The following is a 24688-nucleotide window of genomic DNA, read 5'->3' on the forward strand; positions in this document are numbered from 1 at the left end:
CCCAATCAGCGTACTCTATTGTACAGAGAACTCTGACGTCAATGACTATTTTCCAAAGCGTGCGGCTATTGGCGAAGAGTTGCTGAAGCTACTGCGGAGGGGTGGCGTCGATGACTTCGCGGACGATTTGGCGGGCGCGGGATTCGTCGGCAGGAAGGACGCGGATGGCAAAAGTTCCGTGGCCGTCGGCAGAAGCAGAGGGCGAAACGGAGGCGGAAGCCGATTCGGGGCCGGAGGCGGACTCTTCATCGGGACGGGCGACGTAGCAGGCGATGCCGATTTCGGCAAGGCAGGATTTGAGGACATCGGCGAGAGTTTCATCGGCGCCGGACCAGATTTCGGCGGAAGCATCTTCGGGAAATAGTTCGCGGGCGGTGTTTTCGCGGCGAATGTTGTCGGGGCCCTCGTTGCTCTCGTCGGGGATTTCGGCGCTGGCGTCGTCTTCGCCGGCAACATCGAGCGTGGGGGATGAGGCGGCATCGGCGTTCAAGGGATTGGCGAGGACGGAGTCGCGAATGGATTCAGCTTGCGGGAGGTTGGCGATGGGGACCCAGATTTCCAGATCGACATGCTCGGAAGTGAAGACGAGGCGGGCGTCGAGTTCTTCTTTATTGTAGGGAATGTGGGCGCTCTCGAGAGCGAGAGTCAGCGCAGAGTAGACGCCGCCGCTCGCGCCCTTCCAGAGCAGGACAGGATGGTCGAGCTGGCGTTGCGCGGGAGACGCGAGCGAGTGGTCGGCATCCTCTTCGGGCGGCAAAGAGTCGACGAGATCGACGTCGCACTGATTGCAATGCGCGAAGCCGCGGCGAAATTCGTATTTGCAAACGGGACAGAACATTGAAAATGAATCTTACAATGCGGGCGGGAGAATGCAAACCGCGGCCCGTTAGAGGCTACGTTATCATTTATTCGCTCCTCTTGCAGCTCGCCGTTGACGTTACGGCCTTTCTGCTTATTTTTACTGTAGAGGCTTTCCGAGGGCAGAGGAGGTAAGAAAGCTATGAGAGCAATTATATTGATGGTTGCCATCGGCGCGTCGCTCGCGCTGGCAGGTGCAGGTTGCTCAGCTTTATCCCGCGGAAAGTGCCCCAATGGACAAAACACAGCTGCTCAACGTTTACAGTGGGCTTCGGTCCGAAATACCGCAATGGAAGGCCCAAGCTCAGAAGTTCGCTCCGGATGTGAACGGCACGTACGCGACCGCTCTGAGAATAATGAAAAGAGATCTTCTGAAAACACTAAATGATCTAACTAAGACGCTGGACAATGCTAAAGATGAGGAATTTGCGAATCAATCGGACGTTGCATTTGTTGAGTGCCGCGTCAAAGACGATCTAGGCGACATTGCGGAAACCTTTGATACGCAGAACGTCGCTGAGGGCTCCTCTGGCAGCGCTTCCGAAGGTTTGGTGGCACGCATGTTCGAGGACGCTTCCACAATTGGTCCATACCAAAGAACTCTGCGCATCGACCTAGAAAATCGCTTGCGGGAAATGGCGCTGCTATCCAGCAAAAGTCACTGAGCGGATTCGTGGTTCGCATAGCACCATAAGGCCAGTCTACATGCGTTCGACGGCCATGGCTACGGCGTTGCCGCCTCCGAGGCAAAGGGCCGCGATGCCGCGCTTCAGGTTGCGGCGCTGCAATTCGTAGAGCAGCGTGACGAGTACGCGCGCGCCGCTGGCGCCGATGGGATGGCCGAGGGCGACGGCGCCGCCATTGACATTGATTTTTTCGGGATTGAGCTTCAGCTCGCGCGCGACGGCTATGGCCTGCACGGCGAAGGCTTCGTTGAGTTCGATGAGGTCGACGTCCTTGTCGCGATCCCAGCCCGTTTTCTTGAGCAGCTTATTGACTGCTTCAACGGGCGCCATCATGACCCATTTTGGTTCGAGGCCGCCGACGGCTTGCGCGATGATGCGCGCCAGGGGCTTTTTGCCGAGGCGCTGCGCGTTGCGTTCGCTGGTGACGACTACGACTGCGGCGCCGTCGTTGGTGCCCGGAGCATTACCAGCGGTGACAGTGCCGTCTTTTTTAAATGCCGGACGGAGCTTCGCGAGAGCTTCGAGCGATGTGTCTTCACGGGGCGTTTCGTCTTTGCTGATAACGATGGGATCGCCTTTTTTCTGCGGAATTTCCACGGGAACGATTTGCGCTTCGAAGAAACAGGACTTCATGGCGCGGACGGCTTTCTGATGGCTTTCGAGCGCGTATTGATCCTGCTCCTGACGCGAGATTTTGTATTTTTCGGCGACGAGTTCGGCGGTGACGCCCATGTGATAGTCCTCGTAGGCTTCCCAGAGGCCGTCATGGACCATGGAGTCGATCAACTGGCCGTTGCCGAGGCGATAGCCGGTGCGCGCTTGCGTGAGGAGATAAGGGCAATTGGACATGGATTCCATGCCACCGGCGACGAGGATTTCGGATTCTCCGGTAATGACGGCTTGTGCGGCGAGGCCGACGGATTTGAGACCTGAGCCGCAGACTTTGTTGATGGTCATAGCGGCGACGTGATAATCGAGGCCACCTTTGAGCGCGGCCTGGCGCGCGGGATTTTGTCCGAGGCCGGCCTGGACGACGTTGCCCATGATGCATTCGTCCACGGATTTGGGATCGATGCCGGCGCGGCGAACGGATTCGGCGACGACTTTCGCGCCAAGTTCGGGTGCAGTGAGAGAAGATAATCCGCCCATGAATTTTCCCATGGGCGTGCGGACGGCGCTTAAAATGACGGGCTGTTCCATGATGATGTCTCCTGACAAGAACAAATATAAGATGCGACGAACTATACTGAAGAAACAGTATAAGCGGCGGGAAGGAAGGGGTCAATTTGGGCGAAATCTAGAACGCGTGAGCGTTAGACTTGCGTGGCTTGACAGGCGGCGGAAACGGATGTGTAGTTGCGCCGGTCGAGATTTGAGTTTGCGCGAAAAGAGGGAGAGGAGAGCGAGATGAAACGCGGAGTGATGCTAATGATTGTGTGCGGAGTGATTTGTGTTTTGGCGCCGGCGATGGCGGCGAACGGACAGGGACTTTCGCCGGAGCAGCAGAACCTGAATGTTTCGGCGGGGCGATGGGTGTTTCACGGAACGTCAAAAAGCAGGACGGGAAAGACGAGTTCGTTCACATGGAATGAGAACTGCGAATGGTCGCCGAATCATTTGTATCTGGAGTGCACGTTCAGCAATGTGTGGGGAGGAAGAGCGGTGGAGTCGCTTGTTGTGGACACGTACAACACGGCGGATCACACGTACTGGCATTACGAACTCTACGCAGCGGGAGAAAAAGGCGACAATCCGTTCGTTTCGCGGATGGAAGTCAATGGGAATACCTGGATTGAATACGGGCGAAAGGCCGTGCCGGGGAAAACGACGGGAGAGCGGATTGTCTACAACTGGGGTCCTCCGGGACACGTCAAAGTGGCGATTGAAACTTCGAAGGACGGCGTGAACTGGACGGCGATGGATGAGGGCGAAGGAGTGAAGCTATAAACCATCGGGGTCGGCCCTGGCGCGGCCAATGGCCCCGCAATAATCCTTCTTGCGGATTTCCAGTGAGATGGAATATAAGCCAGCGTTAAGTAGAGCATTTATGAATATCGCAGCCAAATACGTGCGGTGCGCGAGCGGTATGCGACACGCGGAAAGGAAATGACGATGAAAAAATACTGGATGCTGGCGTTTGGTGTTGGGGTCGCGTTGACGGCGACGGCGCAAAAGAAGCCCAAACCTTTGCCGATGCCGCCAGCGACATCTCATGGACTGCCGATGAGCAACTACGCTTGCTCTTACAACCAATCGATGTCCGGAGCGAACGGCGTCGACTATTGGAGCGTCATGGTGTTCGCGGAATACGGACCGAAACACAAGCGATATTGGACAAAGTCGCTCGGGACGTTTCCCGGAGGCGAATCTGTGGCGACGCACGGCTCGGAATCGGCAGCATCCGGCGCACCGAATGGAATGGTTCTGGACAAAGCCGACTATGGAGAAGCGGGGAAAAAGTGCATGGCGTGGGAAGAGGCTGTTCAGCAAGGAGGTCGATCGAGCAGTAAATGAGGATTGCGCGGACGGAAGGCTGAGTGCATTCGCCGACCGGAATCGTGGCCGGTGAGCGATCCTGCGGAAATTTGGAGCGGCGGCGGGAAGCGCGATAGAATTTGTTTCTCAACAGGATGCCGGCCACTACTTCAGATGCATTTGCGGAGCTGAACGCGGAACAACTTGCCGTGGTGGAGCACGGCGAAGGGCCGCTGCTCGTCGTGGCGGGCGCAGGAACGGGCAAAACGCGCGTCATCACGCGGCGAATTTGCCATCTCCTCGAAACGAATCCTGGACTTTCCGGCGAAAACATACTCGGGCTGACGTTCACGGACAAAGCCGCGGGCGAGATGAAATCGCGTGTGGTGAAAGCCGCGGGCGCGCGCGCCGATGGCGTGTGGCTGAGCACGTTTCACAAATTCTGCCTGGACAAAATTCTGTGCGAAGCGAATCAATCACTGCGCGGCATCGACGAGGTGGAGCACTGGGTCCTGCTGCGGCGGAACATTCGCGAGCTTGCGCTAAAGCATTTCACGCGGCTGGCGTCGCCGGGCGAATTTTTGAGCGACTTCGTGAAGTTTTTTTCGCGCTGCCAGGACGAGCTGGTGACGGCGGAAGATTATCAGCAGTACGTCGGCGGATTGCGCAAGGCCCATGAGGCGAGGAAAAGCTCGCTCGATGACGAAGCACGTGCAGCGGAAGAAGAAAATCTGGCGCGGCAGGAAGAAGTGGCGCGGGCATATCGCATCAGCGAGCGGCTGCAGCGCGAAAAGAACCTGATTACGTTCGGCGGACAACTGATGCAGGCAGTACAACTGCTGCAACGGGACAAGGAACGGCTCGAACGGCTGCGCGAACAATATCACTACGTGCTCGTAGACGAATTTCAGGACACGAATATTGCGCAGCTCGAATTGCTGTGGCTGCTGGCGGGCAAGCACCACAACATCGTCGCGGTGGGCGACGACAATCAGGCGATTTACCGGTTTCGCGGCGCGTCGTTCGGAAGCTTCACGATTTTCTTTGAGCGATTCTGCGAAGCGGCGAAGGGAGCGCGCGCGGAGGGACTGCCACTGAAATCGCTGACGCAGAATTACCGTTCGACGAAGCGAATTCTGGACATCGCCAGCCAGGTGATCCAGCACAACGAGCGCCCGACTTTTTTGCCGCATCGCGGATTGAATACGGAAAATCCGGCGGGAGAGAAGATTCGCATCGCGGAATTTGCCACGCCGGAGGAAGAGGCGTGGTGGGTGGCGAACGAAATCGGACGACTTCACGACGCAGGACGAAAATGGCGAAGTTGTGCGGTGCTCTACCGCAAACATACGCACCGCACGCGAATCGTCGATGTGCTGCGGCGCAAAAAGATTCCGTTTCTGATTCGCGGGCTTTCGGTGCTGTCGAACACGCTGGTGCGCGATCTGCTGGCGTATTTGCGACTGGTGGCGATTCGTTCGGACAATGTGGCATGCGCGCGCGTGGTTGCGGCGCCGTACTGGGGATTCGAGCCGCAGGATCTGGTGCGCATGGCGGAGCGCGGCGGTGGGAAACGATCGCTGCTGGACGTGCTGGAAGCGCCGCAGGGCGAGCTGGCGTTCCGGCCGGAGATGAAGACGGCAGAGCTGCTGCAATTCTTGAAAGAATTGCGGCAACTTGCGGCGCGAGCGAATGCGACGAATGTCTTTGACCGGCTCGTGGCGGGACTCGCGCTTTCGCCGCTGCCTTCGGATGCGGACCGGCTGAACCTGGAGCGCTTCGCAGCGTTCCTGGCAGAATGGGAGAGCAAGAGCGAAGAAAAATCGCTCGCGGCGTTCATCGAATACTTCGATTTTTTTCTGGAAGCGGGCGGCGAGATTACGCAGACGGAAGAGCCAGCGGACGATGCGGTGCAGCTCATGACGGTGCATGCGGCGAAGGGACTGGAGTTCGATCATGTCTTTTTGCTGACGCTCTCCGATGGAGATTTTCCGGCGCGGCCGCAAGCGCCGGTGCTCGAATTCCCCGCCGAGTTGATGAAAGAGGAGCAGCCCAAAGGTGAATTCCGCATTCAGGAGGAGCGGCGGCTTTTTTACGTGGCGATGACGCGCGCGCGGCGGCTGCTGACACTTTGTACCGTGGTGAACAAGCGCAAGAAGCCTTCGCCGTTCCTTGAAGACATTCTCGAGGATCCTAAAGTGAAGGCGATGCACGCGGAACAACTGGCGCCGAAAGTCCGCGTACCGACGGAGGAAGAAACGGTGGGGTCGCTGCCGGCGGATCCTGAGCGGCCGCAACTTTTCCCGGCGATTGCCGCAGATTCGCGCGCCTATTCGCGGATTGCGCTGTGGACCAAGGCGTACCATCCACCGAGCGGCGAGCCGCTGCAACTGAGCGCGTCGGCGATCGAGACGTACAAGAGCTGCCCGATGAAATACCTTCTGCAGCAAGTCTGGGGAATTCGCGGCGGGCCGCAGGCGATGATGACATTCGGAAACGTGATGCACACGACGATTCGCGAATTCGTGCGCGAAATTCGCAAGAGGCGAAATGTGCCGTTCGAAGAAGTGGCCGCGATTTTCGAACGCGAATGGCGAGCTGCTGGGTTTCAGGACGACTACCAGGAAGAAGAGTACCGCAAAGCGGGACTCGAGCAACTGCAGGCATTTTGCGCCAGCTATGCGAAGGAACCGGCGGACGTGCTGCATCAGGAGAAGGCGTTTGAGCTGCCGCTCGATCCGAACGTGGTAATTCTAGGACGCATGGACCAAATCAACCGGATCCAGGACGGCGGGCCGCGCGCGATTGAGATTATCGATTACAAAACGGGCAATCCGAAGCAAGCGAAACAAGCGGACCAAAGCTTGCAATTGAGCTTATATGCGATTGCGGCGGAGGAAGTGCTGGAGCTCGAGCCGGAACGATTGATTTTTTACAATCTGACGACGAACGAAGCTGTGGAAACGACGCGCAAGGGAAAAACCCTGAAAAAAGCGAAGGACGCCGTTGCCGAAGTCGCAGAGCTGATTCGCGCGGGAGAATTTCCAGCGAAGCCGAATTTTTTCATTTGCCGGCGCTGCGATTACCGGCCGATTTGCGCCGCACACGAGCAACTGATCGCCATTCAACCCGCGGACGAAAACTGAAAGAAAATAAAAAGGGCAGCCATTACGGCTGCCCTTCGGTGAACCATTTTTGCGGCCTCTGAAAACTTTCCAGCAGCCGCGCGCATGAACTACGGAAGCGATCTCCCCACAAACTTCCCGCGAATCAGGCGCGCTTTACCGGCACGCATCTCATCCGCATCATTCTTCTATACGGTCGGCTGCCCGGGATGTCAAGCGCAAAAAAAAAAGAGGAAGCGCGAAACGTCAGGGCTGAAGCTGAGCGAAATAACCCTGGCGCGCGGTGACGGAAAGATTTGGGCGCTCGACGCGGACTTCGAGGCTGTGATAATTGCCGCGACCGGCGGTGTTCGTGGGACTGAAGACGAGCGTGTATTGATTGCGCGCTTCCTCGGTCAGCTCTGCGTACATGCGTTCGAGATCACCCTGCTTGAGAGCATGAAAAACATCGCCGCCCGTCGTGTGCGTGTACGAGGAGAGATGGCCAACGCCTTCGGGGCGGTCGAGAATGCCGCCCACGGCAATGGCGTAAACAGTGATGTTAGAGGAAAGCAACGATTGAAGCGTGGTGTTGAGATTCCACTGATTGTAACGAGCATTCGTCCCATCAGAAATGATGAAGATGATCTTACGGCGGTCGCGGTTGCGCGTGCGGAGCATATCGGCGGCGTAATGAACAGCGTCGTCGAGGTGCTTCGTGACGCCACTCGTGCTCGCCACGACGGGAATATTCGCGCCGGGGCCGATGGGCTGGCCATTGAGACGCGGAGGCGAGGTCATAGCCATGGATGGAGAAGTGGAATCGCGCGAATCGAGAGCGTCTTTTTCGCTGGTGCGGATGTCTTTCAGCTTGGCGAAGAGCGTGTCGTTGTTGGAAGTAAAATCGAGCACAGTCTTCGGATATTCATCGAAGCGAACCAGGGCGACTTCGTCGTTCGGTCCGAATCCGGCTGCGACACTGTCGAGGCTTTGCTGAACCGCCTGTGCAGCTCTGGCCTCCAAATCATCGTCCAGAAGGACGACAACGGACATTGGCAGGGCCCGGCCAGAAAAGTTCGTGATGACTTGCTGGACGCCATCCTGAAAGACGCGGAAGTCCTCTTCCTCCAGATTGGCGACGAGATTTCCCTGAGCGTCTTTTACGGTTACGGGGACGACGACCGCTTTGGATGGAATCACAATCCTGGGCGGCTTATTTTGCTGCGGGGGCTTCGACTGTGCGGCGCCGATTTGCGATGAGCCGGAACCGGACTGGGCGCTAAGGCACATGGGGAATAGAAGTGCAGCGAGCAGCAGCGCCAAGGATCGCTTCATTGTTACCATCCCCCTGATTGAAGTTCTTCGTGGACGCGCGGTACAGGGTGCGGCAAACTATCCCGGCAGCCAGACACATCCGTTCGGAAGGGAGCCGCATCGAACTATCCGCGATGAAGAACCTTCAAAAGTATACAACGATTCCACAAACAATTACCGCACGAAGCGCGTGCGCGGCGGCGATTCTGGCCGGGCTGGCGATTCTGGCCGCTCCGCAGATTTGGATGCACGGGACTGGCATTGCGTGGGCTGCATCGCGCGCAGCAGCGGCATCGCGGAATGCGGTGCCGCAAATTCCGGTGCAAATTCCTGTGAAGAAACCGAAAGGCGAAGGCCAGAACCAACAACTGCCACAGACGGGAACGACGCGGATTCAAGTGAAGTTGGTGCGGCTGTACGTGACGGTGCGCGACAAGCATGGAGCGATCATTCAGGGCCTGGGCCAAAACGACTTCCATGTGTACGAAGATGGCGTGGAGCAAAAGATCGCGTTTTTTTCGAAGGATATGACCGATCCGATCACGCTGGCGATGATGATTGACACGAGCGGAAGCCAGCAAAACCTGCTGGAGGCGGAAAAGCAAACGGCGGACCGATTTGTGCGGGATATTTTGAAAAAGGGCGACCTGGCGATGGCGGTGTCGTTTGACGCCGAAGTGCACATGCTGGCGGACTTCACGGACGACCAGGAATTGCTGCAACAGGCCTTCGAAAAAGCGGAAATCTTTGTGCCAACGGGTCTGGGCCCAACGAATCAACCAACTCCCAGCACTGTGCTATACGACGCAATCTATCGCGTGTGTAATGAAAAAATGCCGGAAGAAGCGGGACGGAAGGCGCTCATCATACTGACGGACGCGGAAGACGAAGGGAGCACGGAGACCGAAAAGGACGCGATTCTGGCGGCGCAAAACGCGAACGCGGTAGTTCACTTTCTGCTGATCGCGGAACGCGCCGCTTATTTCTTGAGCGGACAGATGTACACGGGCGGGGCGGTGGCGCACGAAATGGCGAACCAAACCGGCGGACGCGTGATTTCGATTCGGAATGACAACGATCTGGACAAGGCCTTCGGAGAAATTTCGCAGGAGCTACGCAGCCAGTACATCGTCGCGTACTACCCTTCGAATACGAAAGCGGATGGGACGTTCCGCAAGATCAAAGTGGAAACCACGGATAAGAACCTGCGCACGCTGACGCGCGCGGGTTATTACGCACCAAGCAGCGCAAACGAGTAACAAACCCCTCTGGAGTTTGAGAATAGCCGATTCGCTCCACTGGAAAAGCGCGGGCGAGCTACTTCTGCGGGGATGCGCCCGTACCGGGCTGGCCAGAAATCGAAGCGACTGGAGCAACGGCGAAATAACCCTTGCGAGAACGAACCGTGAGACCCCTGCGATCGACGCGAAGATTCACGCTGTGGAACCTCCCGTCCAATACGGCATACGGAGGCGAATAACCAATCAAATATTGGCTGCGCAATTCGGTTCCGATGTCGAGGAATGACTGGGCGAGGTCGTCGACGCGATAAGGAAAGAAAACGCGGCCACCTGTTTCATCGGCGTATTCTTCCAGAATCTTATCGCCTTCGGATTTTATGGCTTTCACCGCGCTGGTGCCGTCCGTCGTTGTCCAGTCGTTATTGGAGCTGATGGCATAGATGGAGACGCCGGCGCGGTCGGCCATCTGAATGGCGTCGCTCAGAGGATGGTCGCTGAGATTATCGTCGCCGTCACTGATGACAACCAGAACTCGGCGGACATCCGGATTCGGGCCCTCGGCTAAAGGAGCGCTGACAAGTTTTTGGCTGGCGGCGTAAATCGCGTCGTTCAGCGCCGTACCGCCGCCGGAATTCTGCTTTTGAATCACCTCGCTCAATTCACCCACGTCATCGGTGTAGTCCTGAACCACTTCGGGTTCGGTATCAAAGGTCATCAGGAAGGCCTGGTCGCGATTGCGGCGAATCACGTTATATAGAAAATCGATTGCCGCGTCCTGCTCGAAATGCAGGCGCAGACGAATGCTATTGGAAGTGTCGAGGAGAACGCCGATGCGCAAGGGCAAATCGGCCTGGCGTGCGAAATAGGTGATGTCCTGCTTCTTGCCGTCTTCGGTGACAGAAAAATCGTTCTTGGTGAGATCGGTGACGAATTTGTCTCTGCGGTCAGTGACAGCGGCGACGAGATGAACCAAGCCTACGTGGATGACCGTTTTGGGCGGTGGGCCCTGCTGTTGGGGAGGCGGAGGAGGCAACTGAGTCTGCTGCGCGGAGGCGGCCGCGGCAAGCAGGAGAAACGTCAAAACAGCGAGCGAGATTTTCAGAGTTTTGCGCACGACGAAATTTAATTATAGGTACGGCTCCAGCACAGCGTCAATCGAATCCGCAGTGACCCCGGCGGTTCGGCCGATCTCACGCAAGTAATCAGCCAAGCCGCGGGGCAACGACGCGCGGACGTCAATTGGCGTCAGGTTTATTGGATGCAGAAAACGGAGGCGGAAGGCATGCAAAAAATTGCGGCCAAGGGCGGGAAGCAGCGCGGAGCCTACGATTGGTTCGCGAGGTGCGCCATAGAGCGTATCGCCGACAATGGGATGCCCGAGCGCGGAAAAGTGGACGCGAATCTGATGCGTGCGGCCCGTGTGGAGATCGGCTTCAAGAAACGTGAAGCCATCGATGCGCCGGAGGACGCGAAAATCGGTGCGAGCGGCGCGGCCTTCGCGGCGGCGAGTGGTCATGCGGATGCGGCGATGGAGGTCGCGTGCGATGGGCAGCTCGATACGGCCGGAGTCGCTTTTCATCTTGCCGTGGACCAAGGCGAGATACGTTTTCTCGATTTCGCGGTTGCGAAATTGGTTGACGAGAACGCGATGGGCTTTGTCGTTGCGCGCCACGATGAGAGCGCCCGAAGTTTCGCGGTCAAGGCGATGGACGATTCCGGGGCGCGATTCGCCACCGAGCGAAGAAAGCGAAGCTCCAGCGCCGAATTCGTGAACGAGGGCGTTGGCGAGCGTACCGGTTTTCACACCCGCGCCGGGATGGACGATCATTCCTGCCGGTTTATTGACGACGGCGACATCATCGTCACGATAGAGGATTTCGAGCGGGATCGCTTCGGGCCGCGTTTCCGGCGGCGAAGCGGGCGGTATCTCAACAACAAGAGCGTCGCCTGCCTCGATGCGATGCGACGGCTTCGCAGACTTGCCGTTGATGCGCACATGGCCGCGCTCGACGAGAGATTGCACGCGCGTGCGGCTTAGGTCGGGAAGCTGCGCGGCGAGAAAACGATCGAGGCGCTGGCCGGCGGCTTCCGCGTTCGCGGTGAAGCGGAAGTTAATGGTGCGCCTCCGCGGGAGCAGCGTGCGCGACTGCGTGGGCGTGACGCGCGCGCTTTGCGCTCCAGCGCCAAATCCACACGCCGATGCAGATCATCACGAGACTGACGACCTGCATCAGCGAAAATCTTCCACGGAGAAACAATGTACGCCCCGGATCGCCGCGAACGAATTCGATCACGCCGCGTTCGAAACCATAAAGGAGAAAATAGGCCGCAAAAATTTCGCCTTTGAAGCGCTGCTTGCGGGCCAAGAAAATCAGAATCAGAAAATTGACGAATTCGGCCGACGATTCGTAAAGCTGCGTGGGATGAAGAGGAATGTTCAGAGGCGTGCCGACGATTTCGGCCGCCTTGGGATTGGTGAAAATGACGCCCCAGGGAAGCCAGGTTGGCTTGCCATAGCAGCAGCCGGCGGCGAAACAGCCGAGACGGCCAATCGCGTGGCCGAGAGGCAAACCGGCGCAATAACTATCCGCGAGAGGCAAAAGCGGGAGGCGCTGAAAATGCGTGTAGAGGAGCGCGACGAGGATGGCGCCGATGACGCCGCCATAAAACGTGCCGCCGGATTTCAATGTAGCGAGGGTGAAGATCTCGGACGCGTGGCGGGAATAGTAGCCGGCACCGGCAAGAATGTACCAGAGCTTGGCGGCAACAAGCGACACGAGCACCATGTAGATGCCGAGATTCCAGACGCGATCAGGATCGAGGCCGACGCGTTTGGCGTAGCAGCGCGCATACCAGAGACCGAGAAGAACACCTAAGGCAACGAGGACACCGTAGGAATAGATGGGGAGAGGGCCCCACGGAGTCGGAATTGTCCCCAAAAGGGGATGCATCGTCAGGCTCCTTGACTCTTGCTACTACGCCCCCAATCGCGGAAGAGTTCCACTAAAACCAGCGCAGCGCCGATGACGATGGAGGAATCAGCGACATTGAATGTGGGCCAATGATGAGAATAGACATGGAAGTCGATGAAGTCGGTGACGCCATTGCGCATGAGACGGTCGAGAACGTTGCCGAGTGCGCCGCCCAGAATCATGGCCATGCCGATCTGTCCCGTGCGGCCACCGGCGCGTTCCGCGGCCAGCAAACAGACCAGGAAAAAAATCACGACGACGGAAAAAAACACGAGAAACAGGCGCACAGTGGGCGAATGAGAGTCGGCAAAGAGGCTGAAGGCCACGCCGGGATTATAGGTGTGCGTCAGATTCAGAAGCCCGGGAATAACAGTGTGGAGATAGTCCATCGAAGTGTATTTCTCGATGATGTGCTTGGAGAGCTGGTCGGCAGCGAGGACAGCGACAATGATCACGATCAGCCAGCGCCACGCGATGCTGCGAGAAGAGGCCATAAGCTAGCTGCTCCCGACCGCGCTGTTCTGAGTGCGCTCGATTTCCGCGAGGGCGGCGACACAACGTTCGCAGACCGTTGGGTAATCGGAGCTCTCGCCGACGTGGACGGAATAGTTCCAGCAGCGGTCGCATTTCTTACCATCGGCGCGCGCGATTTCGATTTCGTCAACGGGACCAGCGGCCGCAGCTGTTGCAGATGTACCGTTTGCCGCGTTCACGTGAACCTGAGAGACGATGAGGATCTGCGGGAGCCAGGAGGAGTAATTCTTCAAGAGGTCGAGTGTCTCGCCGCGCGCGCGCATCTGGACGCTAGCTTCGAGGGCGCTGTTGATGACCTTGGCGTTGCGCGCTTCCTCGAGTTTCTTCAACACTTGCTCGCGAATGGCCATCAGCGATTCCCAATTTTCGCGCTTGGTTGAATCGACCTGTGGCGCAAGCTCCTGCCGTGCAGGGAAAAGCATCATATGAATGCTTTCGGGATCGCCGGAGACGCGAGGAAAATGTTTCCAGACTTCTTCGGCGGTGAAAACGAGAATGGGCGCGGCGAGGCGGAGGAGCGCACTCGTGATGCGATACATGGCCGTCTGCGCAGAGCGGCGGCTCTTATTGCGACGCGCGAACGTATAGAGGCGGTCTTTCAGCACATCGAAATAAAATGCGCTTAGATCGACGACCATGAAATCGTGGAGAGCGTGGAAGACGCGATGGAATTCGAAAGCGTCATACCACGCGCGGCATTGCGCGATGAGTTCGCCGGCGCGATGGAGCATCCAGGCGTCCATTTCGAGAAGCTCGGCGTCGGAGACCATGTCGCGCGCGGGATCGAAGCCGGCGAGATTGCCGAGAGCGAATCGGAACGTGTTGCGAATCTTGCGATAGGATTCGGCAAGCTGCACCATCATGCCTTCCGAGAAGCGCATGTCGGTCTGATAATCCTGCGAAGTGACCCACAGACGCAGCAGATCGGCACCCCATTTTTCGCAGATTTCGCGCGGAAGCTCGCCGTTGCCGGCGGATTTCGACATGGGACGGCCTTCGGCATCGAGCGTCCAACCATGCGTGACGACCTGCTTATAAGGAGCGCGGCCGCGCGTGCCCATGGCGACGAGCAAAGAACTTTGAAACCAGCCGCGATATTGATCGGGGCCTTCGAGATAGACGTCGGCGGGCCACATTTCGCCTTTGAGCACGGCGAGACTCGTCGAGCCGGATTCGAACCACACGTCGAGAATGTCTTTTTCCTTGCGGAAACGCGACGAGCCGCACGAGCATTTTGTGCCCGGAGGCAATAGCTCCTCGGCGGAATGCGTGAACCACGCGTCGGCGCCTTCCCTTTCGAACCAGGAGATGACGTTGCGAAGCGCGCGAAAATCCTTCAACTGCTGGCCGCATTGCTCGCAATAGAAAACAATCAGAGGCACGCCCCAGAAACGCTGGCGGGAGATGCACCAATCGGGACGTTCGGAGACCATGCTACTGAGGCGATCTTCACCCCACGCCGGCGACCACTTTACTTTGTGGATTTCCTCGAGCGAACGCTTGCGCAGATCGTCGTGCTGGAGATTGATGAACCACTGCTCTGTGGCACGGAAAATCACGGGATTGTGACAGCGCCAGCAGTGCGGATAGCTGTGCTGAAGTTTGCCCTGAGCGAGCAGCGCTCCCCGCGATTGGAGGAGGTTGATGACGATGGGATTCGCTTCAAAAACGCTCTTGCCTTTGTATTCCGGCAAGCCTTCGATGAAACGGCCTTCGTCGTCAAGAGGCGCATAGGTCTCGATGCCGTATTTCTGGCCGGTGCGAAAGTCATCCGCGCCGTGGCCGGGAGCGGTGTGGACGATTCCGGTGCCTTGATCGAGCGTGACGTAGTCGGCGAGGACGGCGGGTTCGAGGCGATCGAGAAAGGGATGGCGAAATTTCAGGCGCGCGGTTTCGAGTTCGCTGCCTTTATACGTTGCGACAACTTTTGACTCTGTATAACCACAAGCCTCGGCGACGCTGCGGCGAAGCTGGTCGGCGATGAGATAGATTTCCCCGGTCGTCGTTTCGACTGCTGCATATTGGAAATCAGGATGAAAGGCGAGCGCCATGCTGGCGGGGATGGTCCACGGCGTGGTGGTCCAGATGACGGCATAGACATTTTTGCCTTTGAGCGCGGCGGGGACTTTTCCAGCATTGACGGCATCCTGAGAGAGCTGGAAGCGAACGTAGATCGAGGGGCTGGTGTGATTTTCGTATTCGACTTCGGCTTCGGCGAGCGCCGTGCGATCGTGCAGGCACCAATAGACGGGCTTGAGACCTTTGTAGACGTAGCCCTTTTCATAAAACGTGAGGAAGGCGCTGGCGATGACGGCCTCGTGGTCATGGTCCATCGTCAGATAAGGCGATTCCCACTGGCCAAGGATGCCGAGGCGCTTGAAGTCGCGGCGGTTGGAGTCAATGTACTTAGTGGCGAAGGCGCGGCACAGGCGGCGAAACTCAGCGGCCGAAACGCTGTGCTTTTTTCCGCCAAGGTCTTTTTCAACTTTAGTCTCGATGGGCAAGCCGTGGCAATCCCAGCCGGGAATATAGGGCACACGGAAGCCGGCCATAGTTTTGGATTTGACGACCATGTCCTTACAGATTTTGTTCAGGCCCGTACCAAGGTGGATGTCCCCCGTGGGGTAAGGAGGGCCATCGTGGAAGACAAAAAGTGGTGCGCCGGCTCGGATTTCCTGGACGCGGTGGTAAAGGCCGTACTGGTCCCACAGGGCGAGTTGCTGAGGCTCGCGAGAGGGCAACTGGGCCTTCATGGGAAAATCGGTGCGGGGAAGATTGATTGTGCTTTTGAGGTCAAGCAGTTTCGTCATGGACCCTTTTCTCAGCCTATTTTGCTATTCTAGTGTGACGGGCGCGTCGCTGCACCGAGCATGATTATGGTACAATGAAAAGCAGTTAGGTGTCAGCCGCAGGAGGGCGTACATCCTTTCCAGCCCCTTGGAATCTAAGCAATGGAAAGCCGATTTGGGAGCGTGATGGTGTAGGCAGAAGGACCGCATAGGCCGACCAATGGACGAGCAGAAAAAGGCGCAGACGGGCGAAGAAGCCCGGTTGGATCTTAGGTACTCGCGAATCGCGGTGGCCCGCGAATCGTGGTGGGCGGTGTTTCTCTCGAACGTCAAGGAATTCCTGACTGAACGGCCGATCAAAGTGCCGCGCGGCACTCCCTCGGCGGCGTTTCAGCCCTCGCGATTCGGTGCCAGCCTTAAAGACAATTTCAAAGAATGGCTGCGACCGCTGCCGCCTTCGGCGCGAAAGCCCATCCACTCGGACATGCTGGTCACGTCGCAAGGCTGGTTTGCGATGTTCTGGGACCGCATCCACGAAGCGGTTGCGCCGCGAAAACTCCCTCCGCTGGAAGTGACGAGCCAGCCGATTCCTGTTCCGGAGATCTGGTCGAAGAACCAGCAATTTACGAAAGTGCAGGCGCTCTCGCTTACGGCGCACGTCGTGGTTATCGTGCTGATTATTTTGCCGCTGCTGCCGGAGTTTATGTCGCCGCCCACGCAGGCGGCTTCGACGAGAGTAACGGAGATTCCGATTTCGGAGTATCTGCCCAAGCTGGCAATGGGCAACAAGCGCGCAGGAGGCGGCGGAGGCCGCGCCGATAATCTTCCCGCCGCGCGAGGACGGCTACCTAAGTTTGCGACGACGCAATTTGCCGCCCCGCTTACAAGGCCACCCGAGCACGCGAAACTGACAGTTGATCCGACCGTCGTGGTGCCGCCGAACATCCACATACCGAATCCCGACCTTCCGAATTATGGCGATCCGGTTTCGAAGCTGGTGAACGATTCAATGGGGAGCGGCAGCGGAAGCGGAATTGGAAATGGCAATGGCGCCGGAATCGGACAAGGCGAGGGGTATGGCGTGGGTGGCGGAACACCGAATGCGGGTGAAAATGGCTATGGGGTTCCAGTGTGCGTTTATTGCCCTGACCCCAAGTACTCTGATGACGGATTCAAACTGAAGATTCAGGGGGCTGTGGTGCTGGATATAGTAGTGGGCGTAGACGGACGCGCTACCAACATTCATGTCGCAAAGGGGCTGGGCTACGGACTGGACGAAGAGGCTGTAAAGTCTGTGCGCGATATCTACCACTTCAAGCCGGCTATGGGGCCTGACGGACGCCCGGCTGCGGTGCGCATGGAAATCGAAGTTGATTTCCGGCTTTACTGATTGGCAGCAACCTCACCTGCTGATGTATCACCGAATTCTTCTTGCTAACTTCAGTTTGTGCGCCAGCTTTCTGAAGCGTGCGCGCGGAATGATTCATATCTCGGCACAGCGATGAAAACTGGCGTGAATGACGCGGGCGCGCCTCTGCTAGGATACGCGGCATGAGAGGACCGCGGAATGCGGCACTGGGCTTCGGGATTTTCTTTGCCCTACTCCCTTTGGGCATGGTGCAACGCGCCTGCGCGCAAACGGGGTCCGTCATGTTTAGCGTCCATCTGACACCTTCCGCCGGCATTGCGGAGCCAGTTCGAGGCTTGCCCTTTTGCCTGCTTCGCAAAAGCTACACGGAGATTGAAAAGGAAGCTGATGAGGCTGTGCCAAAGCCGGACCTGAATACTTTTATCGATGCGCTCACGGTTTCCAAGGAACTGAAAAATTGGATGAAGAAACACCATACGGCGCAACTCACAGGACAGGATTTCATCCAAAGCCTGACGCCGGACGACATCATCAACGTGAAGGAATTCTGGAACGCCTATTTCAAGCTGAATGCGCCAAACAAAAATTTCGGTTTCCCGGTGCCCAAATTCAAAGAAAGCGACGCCAAGACAGATCCGGAGAAATATCAGAAGGAATTGGATGAGTACCACGCGAAGGTGAAGCGATACATCCTTCTGCATCCGGAGAGCAAGGACGGGATGGACTCCTCGCTGGATTCGATCGATCCGAGCGCGAAATGGAACGCCAAGCAGGAGGCGCGCGGACCTGCGATCAAGCGGCTCGTGATGGATTTTACGCAGTCGAAATACTTCGTAGCGCAAACGCAAACAGACATCAATGGAAATGCGGGGTTCACCGGCGTACCGCCCGGAAACTACTGGATCACGTCGCTCAGCGTTGAAGCGCAAGTAGACGACGTGAACGCGAGATGGGATGTTCCAGCAACAATCCACGCGGGCGCAGAAACGCGCGTCGCACTTTCCAATTACAACGCTGCGGCTCCGGCGAAACCGACGCCTTAGAGTCGATCCCCGATTTTGCATTTCCTCGTATGGCAAGTACACTTCCGTCGTGGCTCATCCTCGACTGGATTGAAGGAATTGTGAGTCTAAAGGACGACTCGATCACCGAACTTGTTGCGGCGCTGTCTTCGGCCGAGCGGCAGGCGCGAGAGAGCGCGGCGCGCGAACTCTACAGGCGAGGCCGCGAGCTAGCCGAGAGCGCGATTGTGAAATGGCGGACGGAGCCCGAAATTGGGAAACTCCTGTCGGATCATGCCACGGTGGGCATCGTGGTGACACCAGAACATTTTTTCGCGATTCGCAAAGCTCTCGGGAACCCGCGGTTGGCGCAGGTTCCGCCAGATCAGGACGCGGAGGAATTCGAGTGGGATGCCGGAGACGGAGCGCATCTGGACATCCTGACAACACGCGAGCTGGGCGGTACGGGGGCGATCGCGCGATTTCTGGCGAAAATGGGGGAAGGAATTCAGCAGGTCGAATTTCTCACTCCGGATGTCACCAGGGCGGCGGAATTGATTCACACGAGGCTCGGGATTGCGGCGATTTATCCCAGCACGCGCGCGGGTGCGGATGGGACGCGGGTCAATTTTTTCCTGACCGACGTGCCAAACGGCAAAAAAATCCTGATCGAACTGGTGGAAAAAACAAGATAGATAATATTCAGTGATTTTTGGCGCCATAGCAATCCAGACCAACCCTTCTGCGCGTTATTACATCTGTGAGGCTTACTGCGCGAACTACGATAATGAAAATTTCATCACAATTTCTTCCAGCATTGACAACGGGGATCACGCGCCAGTAATCATCACAGGAAAACCTGAGGGGTGACACATGCCGTACGTGGATGAAGTCGAGGCCAGGGATGCAGGTCCAGAACTGCGCGAGATTTATGCGAAGATTGAGAAAAATTTCGGATTCCTGCCACATTTTTTCAAGGCGCTCGGGCCGCTGCCGGAAGTGATTCAGGCCCAATTGGAGATAATGGGAGCAATTATGCGCGAAGGCGCGCTTCCGGCAAGCATAAAGGAACAGATCGGCGTGGTGGTGAGCGGGATCAATTCCTCGATGTATTGCATCGCTATCCATATGGAAGTGCTACGGCAGTTTGGAATCGAGAAGCCTATGGCGCGCAAACTGGCGACGGATTATATGAACGCGCCCGTAGACGACAAGACAAAGGCATTATTCCGTTTCGCCGAGAAATTGACGAAGGCTCCAGCGGACATCGAGGATTCCGACGCTGAGGAAGTGATACGCGCGGGCTGGAACAAAGCAGCGCTCCGCGAGACAGCACTCACTGTGGCAATCTTCAATTACATCAATCGCGTATCGCTCGGGCTTGGACTGGTGGCAGACTTCTGAGCATCACGGCACTCCAATAGAGCAATGGTGCGCCCGAGAAAGAGAAGACTCAGGACAAGCTAGGCGAACGGGTTTTCGTCCGCTGTCGGACCATAGACCACGGGAACGGGTACATCCAGAAGCCGGAGATAAACTGACAACTGGCCGCGATGGTGATACATGTGATTCAGCATGTTCGTTCGCAGCGCGGCGACGCGAGTCTTGCGCGTTAGCTCCTTGCCTTTGAAAACCAGGCGCCAACTCCCAAGCGCGGACTGCTCGGTCAGCTTGCCGAGGGCTTCTTCACCGTTGCGAGCGTTTTTTTCGAAAGCGGCGCGAATTTCTTCTACGCCAGGGATGGCCGCAGGCGGAGCAATGCCGGCGGCGAATTCATCCGATGAGACGATCTTTTCGGCCAGGCCGAAAATATTGGCAACGTGCAGGGCCAGTTCGCCGAGAGATCTGGATTTCGGATGCGGTTTCCAAGCGAGCTTATCTCCCGGAACTCTCTCCAACATGCGGCGAGTCGCCGGCACTTCTTCGCGAAATTCGTTCAAGATGGATTCGACTATAGACGCCATTCCGTTTCTCCTCTCTGAAGTCCAATTCCAAGAAATTTCTTGCGCGTGCTAGCGACTTCCCTGCATCTAATGCCGGTCGCCGCTCTGTTCGATGAGCTTGGATACGAGGGCGGTCCAGCCCGTTTGATGACTCGCGCCGAGGCCCGCGCCGTTTTCGCCGTGAAAATATTCATAAAACAAGATGAGATTGCGCCAATGAGGATCGGTCTGGAACAAATCGTTCGTTCCGTAAACCGGCCGCCGACCATCCTTGTCTGCGAGAAAAATTTTCGCGAGCCGGCGGGAGAGATCGACGGCGACTTCCCAAAGTGTCCGCTGCTGGCCGGAGCCATACGGATATTCGACCTTCAGATCATCGCCATAGTAATAGTGATAGCGCTGAAGCGACTCGATAAGCAGGAAATTCGGAGGGAACCACACAGGCCCGCGCCAATTGGAATTGCCGCCGAATAGACCAGTGGTGGATTCGGCGGGCTCATAGTCAACGGCATGCTGCTGGCCATCGAGCGTCAAAACAAAAGGGTGATCCTTGTGGTATTTCGAAAGCGAGCGAATTCCATAAGGCGAAAGAAATTCGCTTTCGTCCAGCATAAAACGCATCACGCGCAGCATTTTTCGCTTGTTGGTGATGGCCAGAAGCAAGCGCCGGGAACCCTTAGCGTTCCGCTGGGTCATGTCGACGTGCTCGGGAACGTCCGGGTGATGCTGTAGGAACCAATTCATACGGCGCTCGAAATCCGGCAGGCGAGCGATGTCTTCCGGATCAAAGGTCTCCACGGCAAAGAGCGGAATTAATCCAACCATGGAGCGGATTTTCATGGCAACCTGTTCGTGATCGGAGAAATGCGTGACGTCGTAATAGAAACCATCCTCTTCGTCCCACAGACCATTTTTTTCGCCGCCCATGTTGTTCATCGCATCGGCGATATAGACGAAATGCTCGAAAAATTTACTGGCGACGTCTTCGTACACGGAGTCCTCTCGCGCGAGTTCCATGGCCATAGCCAGCATATTGAGGCAAAACATGGCCATCCAGCTTGTGCTGTCGGATTGGTCAATGTAACCACCGCCGGGCAGAGGCATGGAGCGATCGAAAACCCCGATGTTGTCCAGACCGAGGAAGCCTCCTTCGAAAACATTCCTTCCAAGTGGGTCCTTACGATTAACCCACCATGTGAAATTCAGGAGAAGCTTCTGGAAGACGCGCTCGAGAAACCGGCGATCCGCCCTGCCGCGGACGCGGCCCTCAATTTTGTAGACGCGCCACGCAGCCCAAGCGTGTACGGGCGGATTCGCATCAGAGAAATTCCACTCATAGGCCGGAATTTGGCCGTTCGGATGCATGAACCATTCGCGAAGAAAGAGTACGAGCTGGCTCTTGGCGAAGTCCGGATCGATCGTGGCCATAGCGACGCAATGGAATGCCAAGTCCCAAGCAGCGAACCACGGGTACTCCCATTTGTCGGGCATGGAGATGACGTCGGCGGTATAAAGATGGGTCCACTCGTGATTGCGGCCTCTGAGCCTGTCAGGGGAAGGAGCGGGCTGGCCGGGATCTCCGGTTAGCCAAGTCTTTACATCGTAGTGATACGACTGCTTGCCCCAAAGCAATCCCGCAAACGCCTGGCGCTGGACGATCTCCGCATCAGCGCTCATGCCGTGGTAGATACGACGGGTGTAAAACTGGTCGGCTTCGCGGATGCGCTGAGAGAAAGTGGATTCGAAATCCGGCCCGAAGAAATCGGAAACGGATAATGGAGACTCACCGGATTCCTGTATCGGTGATTGATCCGACAGCCGCATACGAATCGAAAAACTGGCGCCCGGCTGCAGCTGCACCTGATAATGCGCGGCAACTTTCGTGCCGTTCTGCGCCGAATTGACGGCGTCCTTCTGACCGTGAACGACATAATTGTCGATGCCATCTTTGACGTAAGGAGATGGATTCTTCAAACCGTAAAGCAGCGCTATATTCGTCTCGTTTTCAGTGAAGAGGAGCTCGGGCGCGCCTTCGGCGACGAGCCAGCGCTTGCCGTAGTCCGCCTGGTTGCCCTCGATGATAGCGGTGCCCATGGGCGAAGGAATTTGCTGAGCATAGGCGGTGCGGACAAGGCCACCCCAAATCCACGTGTTGCGGAACCACAGCGTTGGGAGGAGATGCAACGGCGCGGGATCGGGACCGCGATTGATGGCAGTGATACGAATCAGGATTTCTTCGACATCTTCCTTGCAATATTCGACGAAAACGTCGAAGTAGCGATTCTCTTTGAACACGCCGGTATCGATCAGCTCGAATTCAGGATCAGTACGCGTGCGGCGCTCATTTTCGGAGACGAGCTGTTCATAGGGAAATGCGGCTTGCGGATACTTATAAAGGCATTTGAGGTAAGAGCTGGTTGGCGTGGCGTCCAGATAATAATAGTATTCCTTCACGTCCTCGCCGTGATTTCCCTGAAGATTCGTGAGCCCGAAGAGGCGCTCCTTTAAGATAGGATCGCGCTCGTTCCAAAGTGCCAAAGCGAAGCAGTAACGTTGGTGGCGATCGCTGAAACCGGCGATTCCATCTTCCCCCCAACGATAGGCACGCGAGCGGGCATGCTGGTGCGGCAAATAATCCCATGCATCACCGTTGGGACTGTAGTCCTCGCGGACGGTACCCCACTGGCGCTCGGAGAGATAAGGCCCCCATCGTTTCCAATGCACTTTGCGCTGGCGGGATTCTTCCAGGCGCCGCTCTTCGGCCGTCATTCGCCGCTCCTCCGGCAATCGAAACACAACATCGTATCTCATTCGACGGCGGCGGCGCTACGAGAGCTGCCTCTGATTACCGGTGGCGATGTTTTCGTGCAGGAGGCGCTGAATGGAAATATTGTGCAGCGGCGCGGCCCATGGCGTTATAACCGGCGTCCCCCGGATGCAGATGATCTCCTGAATCGTAAGCCGGCAAGAACTGGCCTGGCTTATTGGGATCGCGCGTAGCTTTGTCGAAATCGATCACACCATCAAAGACGCCACTGCTGCGGATCCAGCTATTAACCGCCTCGCGCTGAGCTTCGCCGCCCGGAGTCTCATAAAATGCACCCTCGAACGGCGTCAGCGTACCGCCCAAAACCAAAAGGCCGTGCGCATGCGCGCGTTCGGCAATCTGTTGAAGAGCAGCAATGATGTCCTGAGCGGTCACGGCTTGGGCGTCGTACTTTCCACCAACCATGTTTGGCCAGCCGATATCGTTGATTCCTTCGAGAACGATAAGATAGCGGACGCCATCCTGGGCGAGGACATCGCGATCGAAGCGTGCGAGTGCGCTTGGACCCGCCACATCATGCAAGAGCCGGTTTCCGGAGATTCCTTCGTTGAGGACTGCTAAATGTGTATTGGCGCGTCCTGCGAGCTGCTCGGCGAGAATATCCGGCCAGCGATGGTTTGCGTCGAGGGTGGAATACGCACCATCGGTGATGGAGTCGCCGAGGGTCACAATAGCGGCAGTTCGGCGATCGGCAAGGACCTCGACACCGGAAAGCCAGTACCAAGATTTCTCGGTGCTGGCGGTGGGCATATCGATACTGGAAGTGAAGTCGCCCTCACCGGAAATGTAGGTGGTCTGATTGCCGAGTGCGTGCCAGGAGGCAGGGCCCGTGGATGCGGGAAGAAACACGCTAACTGAGAGGCGAGATAGCGGCGGCACATGCAAATGCACGGGATCGCTCAGCACCATTGCGCCGGGTGGGATGGTGAAAGACTGCTGGCCGCCGAACGTCAGCAGGCGATCCGTTCCGGGAACGACCGCAGCTCCTTTGTCCGTCACCGCTATATGTACGCGGCCCAGCGTGACAGCAGCACTGCCAAAAACGTTGGAAAATCGGACGCGCAATTCCTCTCCGCCGATGCTTACATGCGCGATCATGCGCACAGTCTGATTGCTAAATCCGGTGTCCAACGATTCCTGCTGCGCGGCATCCGCGGGCGGCATTTGCGGAGACGCGGCCCACGTACCCACCCAGTGTTCTGCCGTCTCATGAGTCTGTGCGCCCATCCTATAAGGCAGAGAGAGAACAATTAAGAGAATCGCCGCGACTCGAACTAGAAATTGCACTGCGCGCGAGACAGAGTTCATGGTCTCCTCCAAGGCGGCGCGAGTATACGCTGAGAAACTTCGGCAACTCCACAATTTCGAGTTTCTCCAGAAGGCCGACGCGAGCCAAATTTCGGGACTGCGCCGGATCTCCGAGAAGCTCTGAACTCCTTCAGCATCCAATTTCGGTAGCGCTGGCGATGATGTACACTCTCCCGCAGGAATCGTGGCAAGCAGAAGGCTTTTTGTGGATTTGAGCACGCCATGCTCGGTGGCGATTTCAAACACAGAGAGGTTAGACATAAACGG

At 57.1% G+C, this 24688-nt stretch carries 20 protein-coding genes; 9 read left to right on the plus strand and 11 right to left on the minus strand.

From position 1 onward, the window contains the following. Positions 1–88: 88 nt before the first annotated feature. Complete coding sequence (locus VGR81_07915; GenBank protein ID HEV2288862.1) at positions 89–838, minus strand: hypothetical protein; 750 nt, start codon at positions 836–838, stop codon at positions 89–91. Positions 839–1091: 253 nt separating this feature from the next. Between VGR81_07915 and VGR81_07920 the strand changes: the two genes are divergently transcribed. Then, on the plus strand, positions 1092–1523 hold the full coding sequence (locus VGR81_07920) for a hypothetical protein (protein ID HEV2288863.1): 432 nt from the start codon (positions 1092–1094) through the stop codon (positions 1521–1523). Positions 1524–1559: 36 nt separating this feature from the next. Here the strand turns inward: VGR81_07920 and VGR81_07925 are convergent, their stop codons facing one another. Further along, positions 1560–2744 (minus strand): acetyl-CoA C-acetyltransferase, encoded by a 1185-nt coding sequence (locus tag VGR81_07925; GenBank protein ID HEV2288864.1) that lies wholly within the window; start codon positions 2742–2744, stop codon positions 1560–1562. Between the two features lie 207 nt (positions 2745–2951). On the opposite strand from VGR81_07925, the gene VGR81_07930 reads away from it, so the two are divergent. The 3 genes from VGR81_07930 (at position 2952) to VGR81_07940 (ending at position 7165) form a co-directional block, all read left to right on the plus strand. Beyond that, complete coding sequence (locus tag VGR81_07930) at positions 2952–3491, plus strand: hypothetical protein (GenBank protein HEV2288865.1); 540 nt, start codon at positions 2952–2954, stop codon at positions 3489–3491. Positions 3492–3650: 159 nt separating this feature from the next. Then, positions 3651–4058 (plus strand): hypothetical protein, encoded by a 408-nt coding sequence (locus VGR81_07935; GenBank protein ID HEV2288866.1) that lies wholly within the window; start codon positions 3651–3653, stop codon positions 4056–4058. A gap of 116 nt (positions 4059–4174) precedes the next feature. Continuing rightward, positions 4175–7165 (plus strand): ATP-dependent DNA helicase, encoded by a 2991-nt coding sequence (locus tag VGR81_07940; GenBank protein ID HEV2288867.1) that lies wholly within the window; start codon positions 4175–4177, stop codon positions 7163–7165. 225 nt (positions 7166–7390) lie between these two features. Here VGR81_07940 and VGR81_07945 read toward each other — a convergent pair whose 3' ends face one another. Beyond that, positions 7391–8458 (minus strand): VWA domain-containing protein, encoded by a 1068-nt coding sequence (locus VGR81_07945; protein HEV2288868.1) that lies wholly within the window; start codon positions 8456–8458, stop codon positions 7391–7393. A gap of 113 nt (positions 8459–8571) precedes the next feature. Between VGR81_07945 and VGR81_07950 the strand changes: the two genes are divergently transcribed. Further along, complete coding sequence (locus tag VGR81_07950; protein HEV2288869.1) at positions 8572–9696, plus strand: VWA domain-containing protein; 1125 nt, start codon at positions 8572–8574, stop codon at positions 9694–9696. 58 nt (positions 9697–9754) lie between these two features. Here VGR81_07950 and VGR81_07955 read toward each other — a convergent pair whose 3' ends face one another. Genes VGR81_07955 through ileS form a run of 5 tightly spaced genes read right to left on the minus strand, consistent with a single transcriptional unit; the run spans position 9755 to position 15994 of the window. Beyond that, positions 9755–10792, minus strand: coding sequence for a VWA domain-containing protein (locus VGR81_07955; protein HEV2288870.1), 1038 nt, complete (start codon positions 10790–10792; stop codon positions 9755–9757). Positions 10793–10804: 12 nt separating this feature from the next. Continuing rightward, positions 10805–11815, minus strand: a complete 1011-nt coding sequence (locus tag VGR81_07960) for an RluA family pseudouridine synthase (protein HEV2288871.1) — start codon at positions 11813–11815, stop codon at positions 10805–10807. Next, a complete protein-coding gene (gene lgt, locus VGR81_07965) occupies positions 11790–12629 on the minus strand; it encodes a prolipoprotein diacylglyceryl transferase (GenBank protein ID HEV2288872.1) in 840 nt (279 codons plus the stop codon). Before lgt ends, VGR81_07960 begins: the two co-directional genes overlap by 26 nt. A gap of 2 nt (positions 12630–12631) precedes the next feature. Next, positions 12632–13144 carry a signal peptidase II gene (gene lspA, locus VGR81_07970; GenBank protein ID HEV2288873.1) on the minus strand — a complete coding sequence of 171 codons (513 nt, stop codon included), beginning with the start codon at positions 13142–13144 and terminating at the stop codon, positions 12632–12634. Between the two features lie 3 nt (positions 13145–13147). After that, positions 13148–15994: an isoleucine--tRNA ligase gene (ileS, locus tag VGR81_07975; GenBank protein HEV2288874.1), complete on the minus strand. Its 2847-nt coding sequence runs from the start codon at positions 15992–15994 to the stop codon at positions 13148–13150. Positions 15995–16193: 199 nt separating this feature from the next. Between ileS and VGR81_07980 the strand changes: the two genes are divergently transcribed. The 4 genes from VGR81_07980 to VGR81_07995 all read left to right on the plus strand — a co-directional run bounded on the left by VGR81_07980 (position 16194) and on the right by VGR81_07995 (position 19747). Beyond that, positions 16194–17363: an energy transducer TonB gene (locus VGR81_07980; GenBank protein HEV2288875.1), complete on the plus strand. Its 1170-nt coding sequence runs from the start codon at positions 16194–16196 to the stop codon at positions 17361–17363. 260 nt (positions 17364–17623) lie between these two features. Continuing rightward, positions 17624–18385 carry a hypothetical protein gene (locus VGR81_07985; protein ID HEV2288876.1) on the plus strand — a complete coding sequence of 254 codons (762 nt, stop codon included), beginning with the start codon at positions 17624–17626 and terminating at the stop codon, positions 18383–18385. 29 nt (positions 18386–18414) lie between these two features. Beyond that, a complete protein-coding gene (locus VGR81_07990; GenBank protein HEV2288877.1) occupies positions 18415–19038 on the plus strand; it encodes a hypothetical protein in 624 nt (207 codons plus the stop codon). A gap of 178 nt (positions 19039–19216) precedes the next feature. After that, positions 19217–19747: a peroxidase-related enzyme gene (locus tag VGR81_07995; protein HEV2288878.1), complete on the plus strand. Its 531-nt coding sequence runs from the start codon at positions 19217–19219 to the stop codon at positions 19745–19747. A 59-nt stretch (positions 19748–19806) separates the two neighbouring features. Here the strand turns inward: VGR81_07995 and VGR81_08000 are convergent, their stop codons facing one another. The 3 genes from VGR81_08000 to VGR81_08010 all read right to left on the minus strand — a co-directional run bounded on the left by VGR81_08000 (position 19807) and on the right by VGR81_08010 (position 24421). Then, positions 19807–20307, minus strand: a complete 501-nt coding sequence (locus VGR81_08000; protein ID HEV2288879.1) for a DinB family protein — start codon at positions 20305–20307, stop codon at positions 19807–19809. A 66-nt stretch (positions 20308–20373) separates the two neighbouring features. Further along, entirely contained in the window at positions 20374–23055 is a 2682-nt protein-coding gene (locus tag VGR81_08005; GenBank protein ID HEV2288880.1) for a hypothetical protein, read from the minus strand. A 76-nt stretch (positions 23056–23131) separates the two neighbouring features. Then, complete coding sequence (locus VGR81_08010) at positions 23132–24421, minus strand: SGNH/GDSL hydrolase family protein (GenBank protein ID HEV2288881.1); 1290 nt, start codon at positions 24419–24421, stop codon at positions 23132–23134. Between the last annotated feature and the right edge of the window lie 267 nt (positions 24422–24688).

The organism is Candidatus Acidiferrales bacterium, assembly GCA_035934015.1.
Classification (GTDB): Bacteria; Acidobacteriota; Terriglobia; order Acidiferrales; family UBA7541; genus DAHUXN01.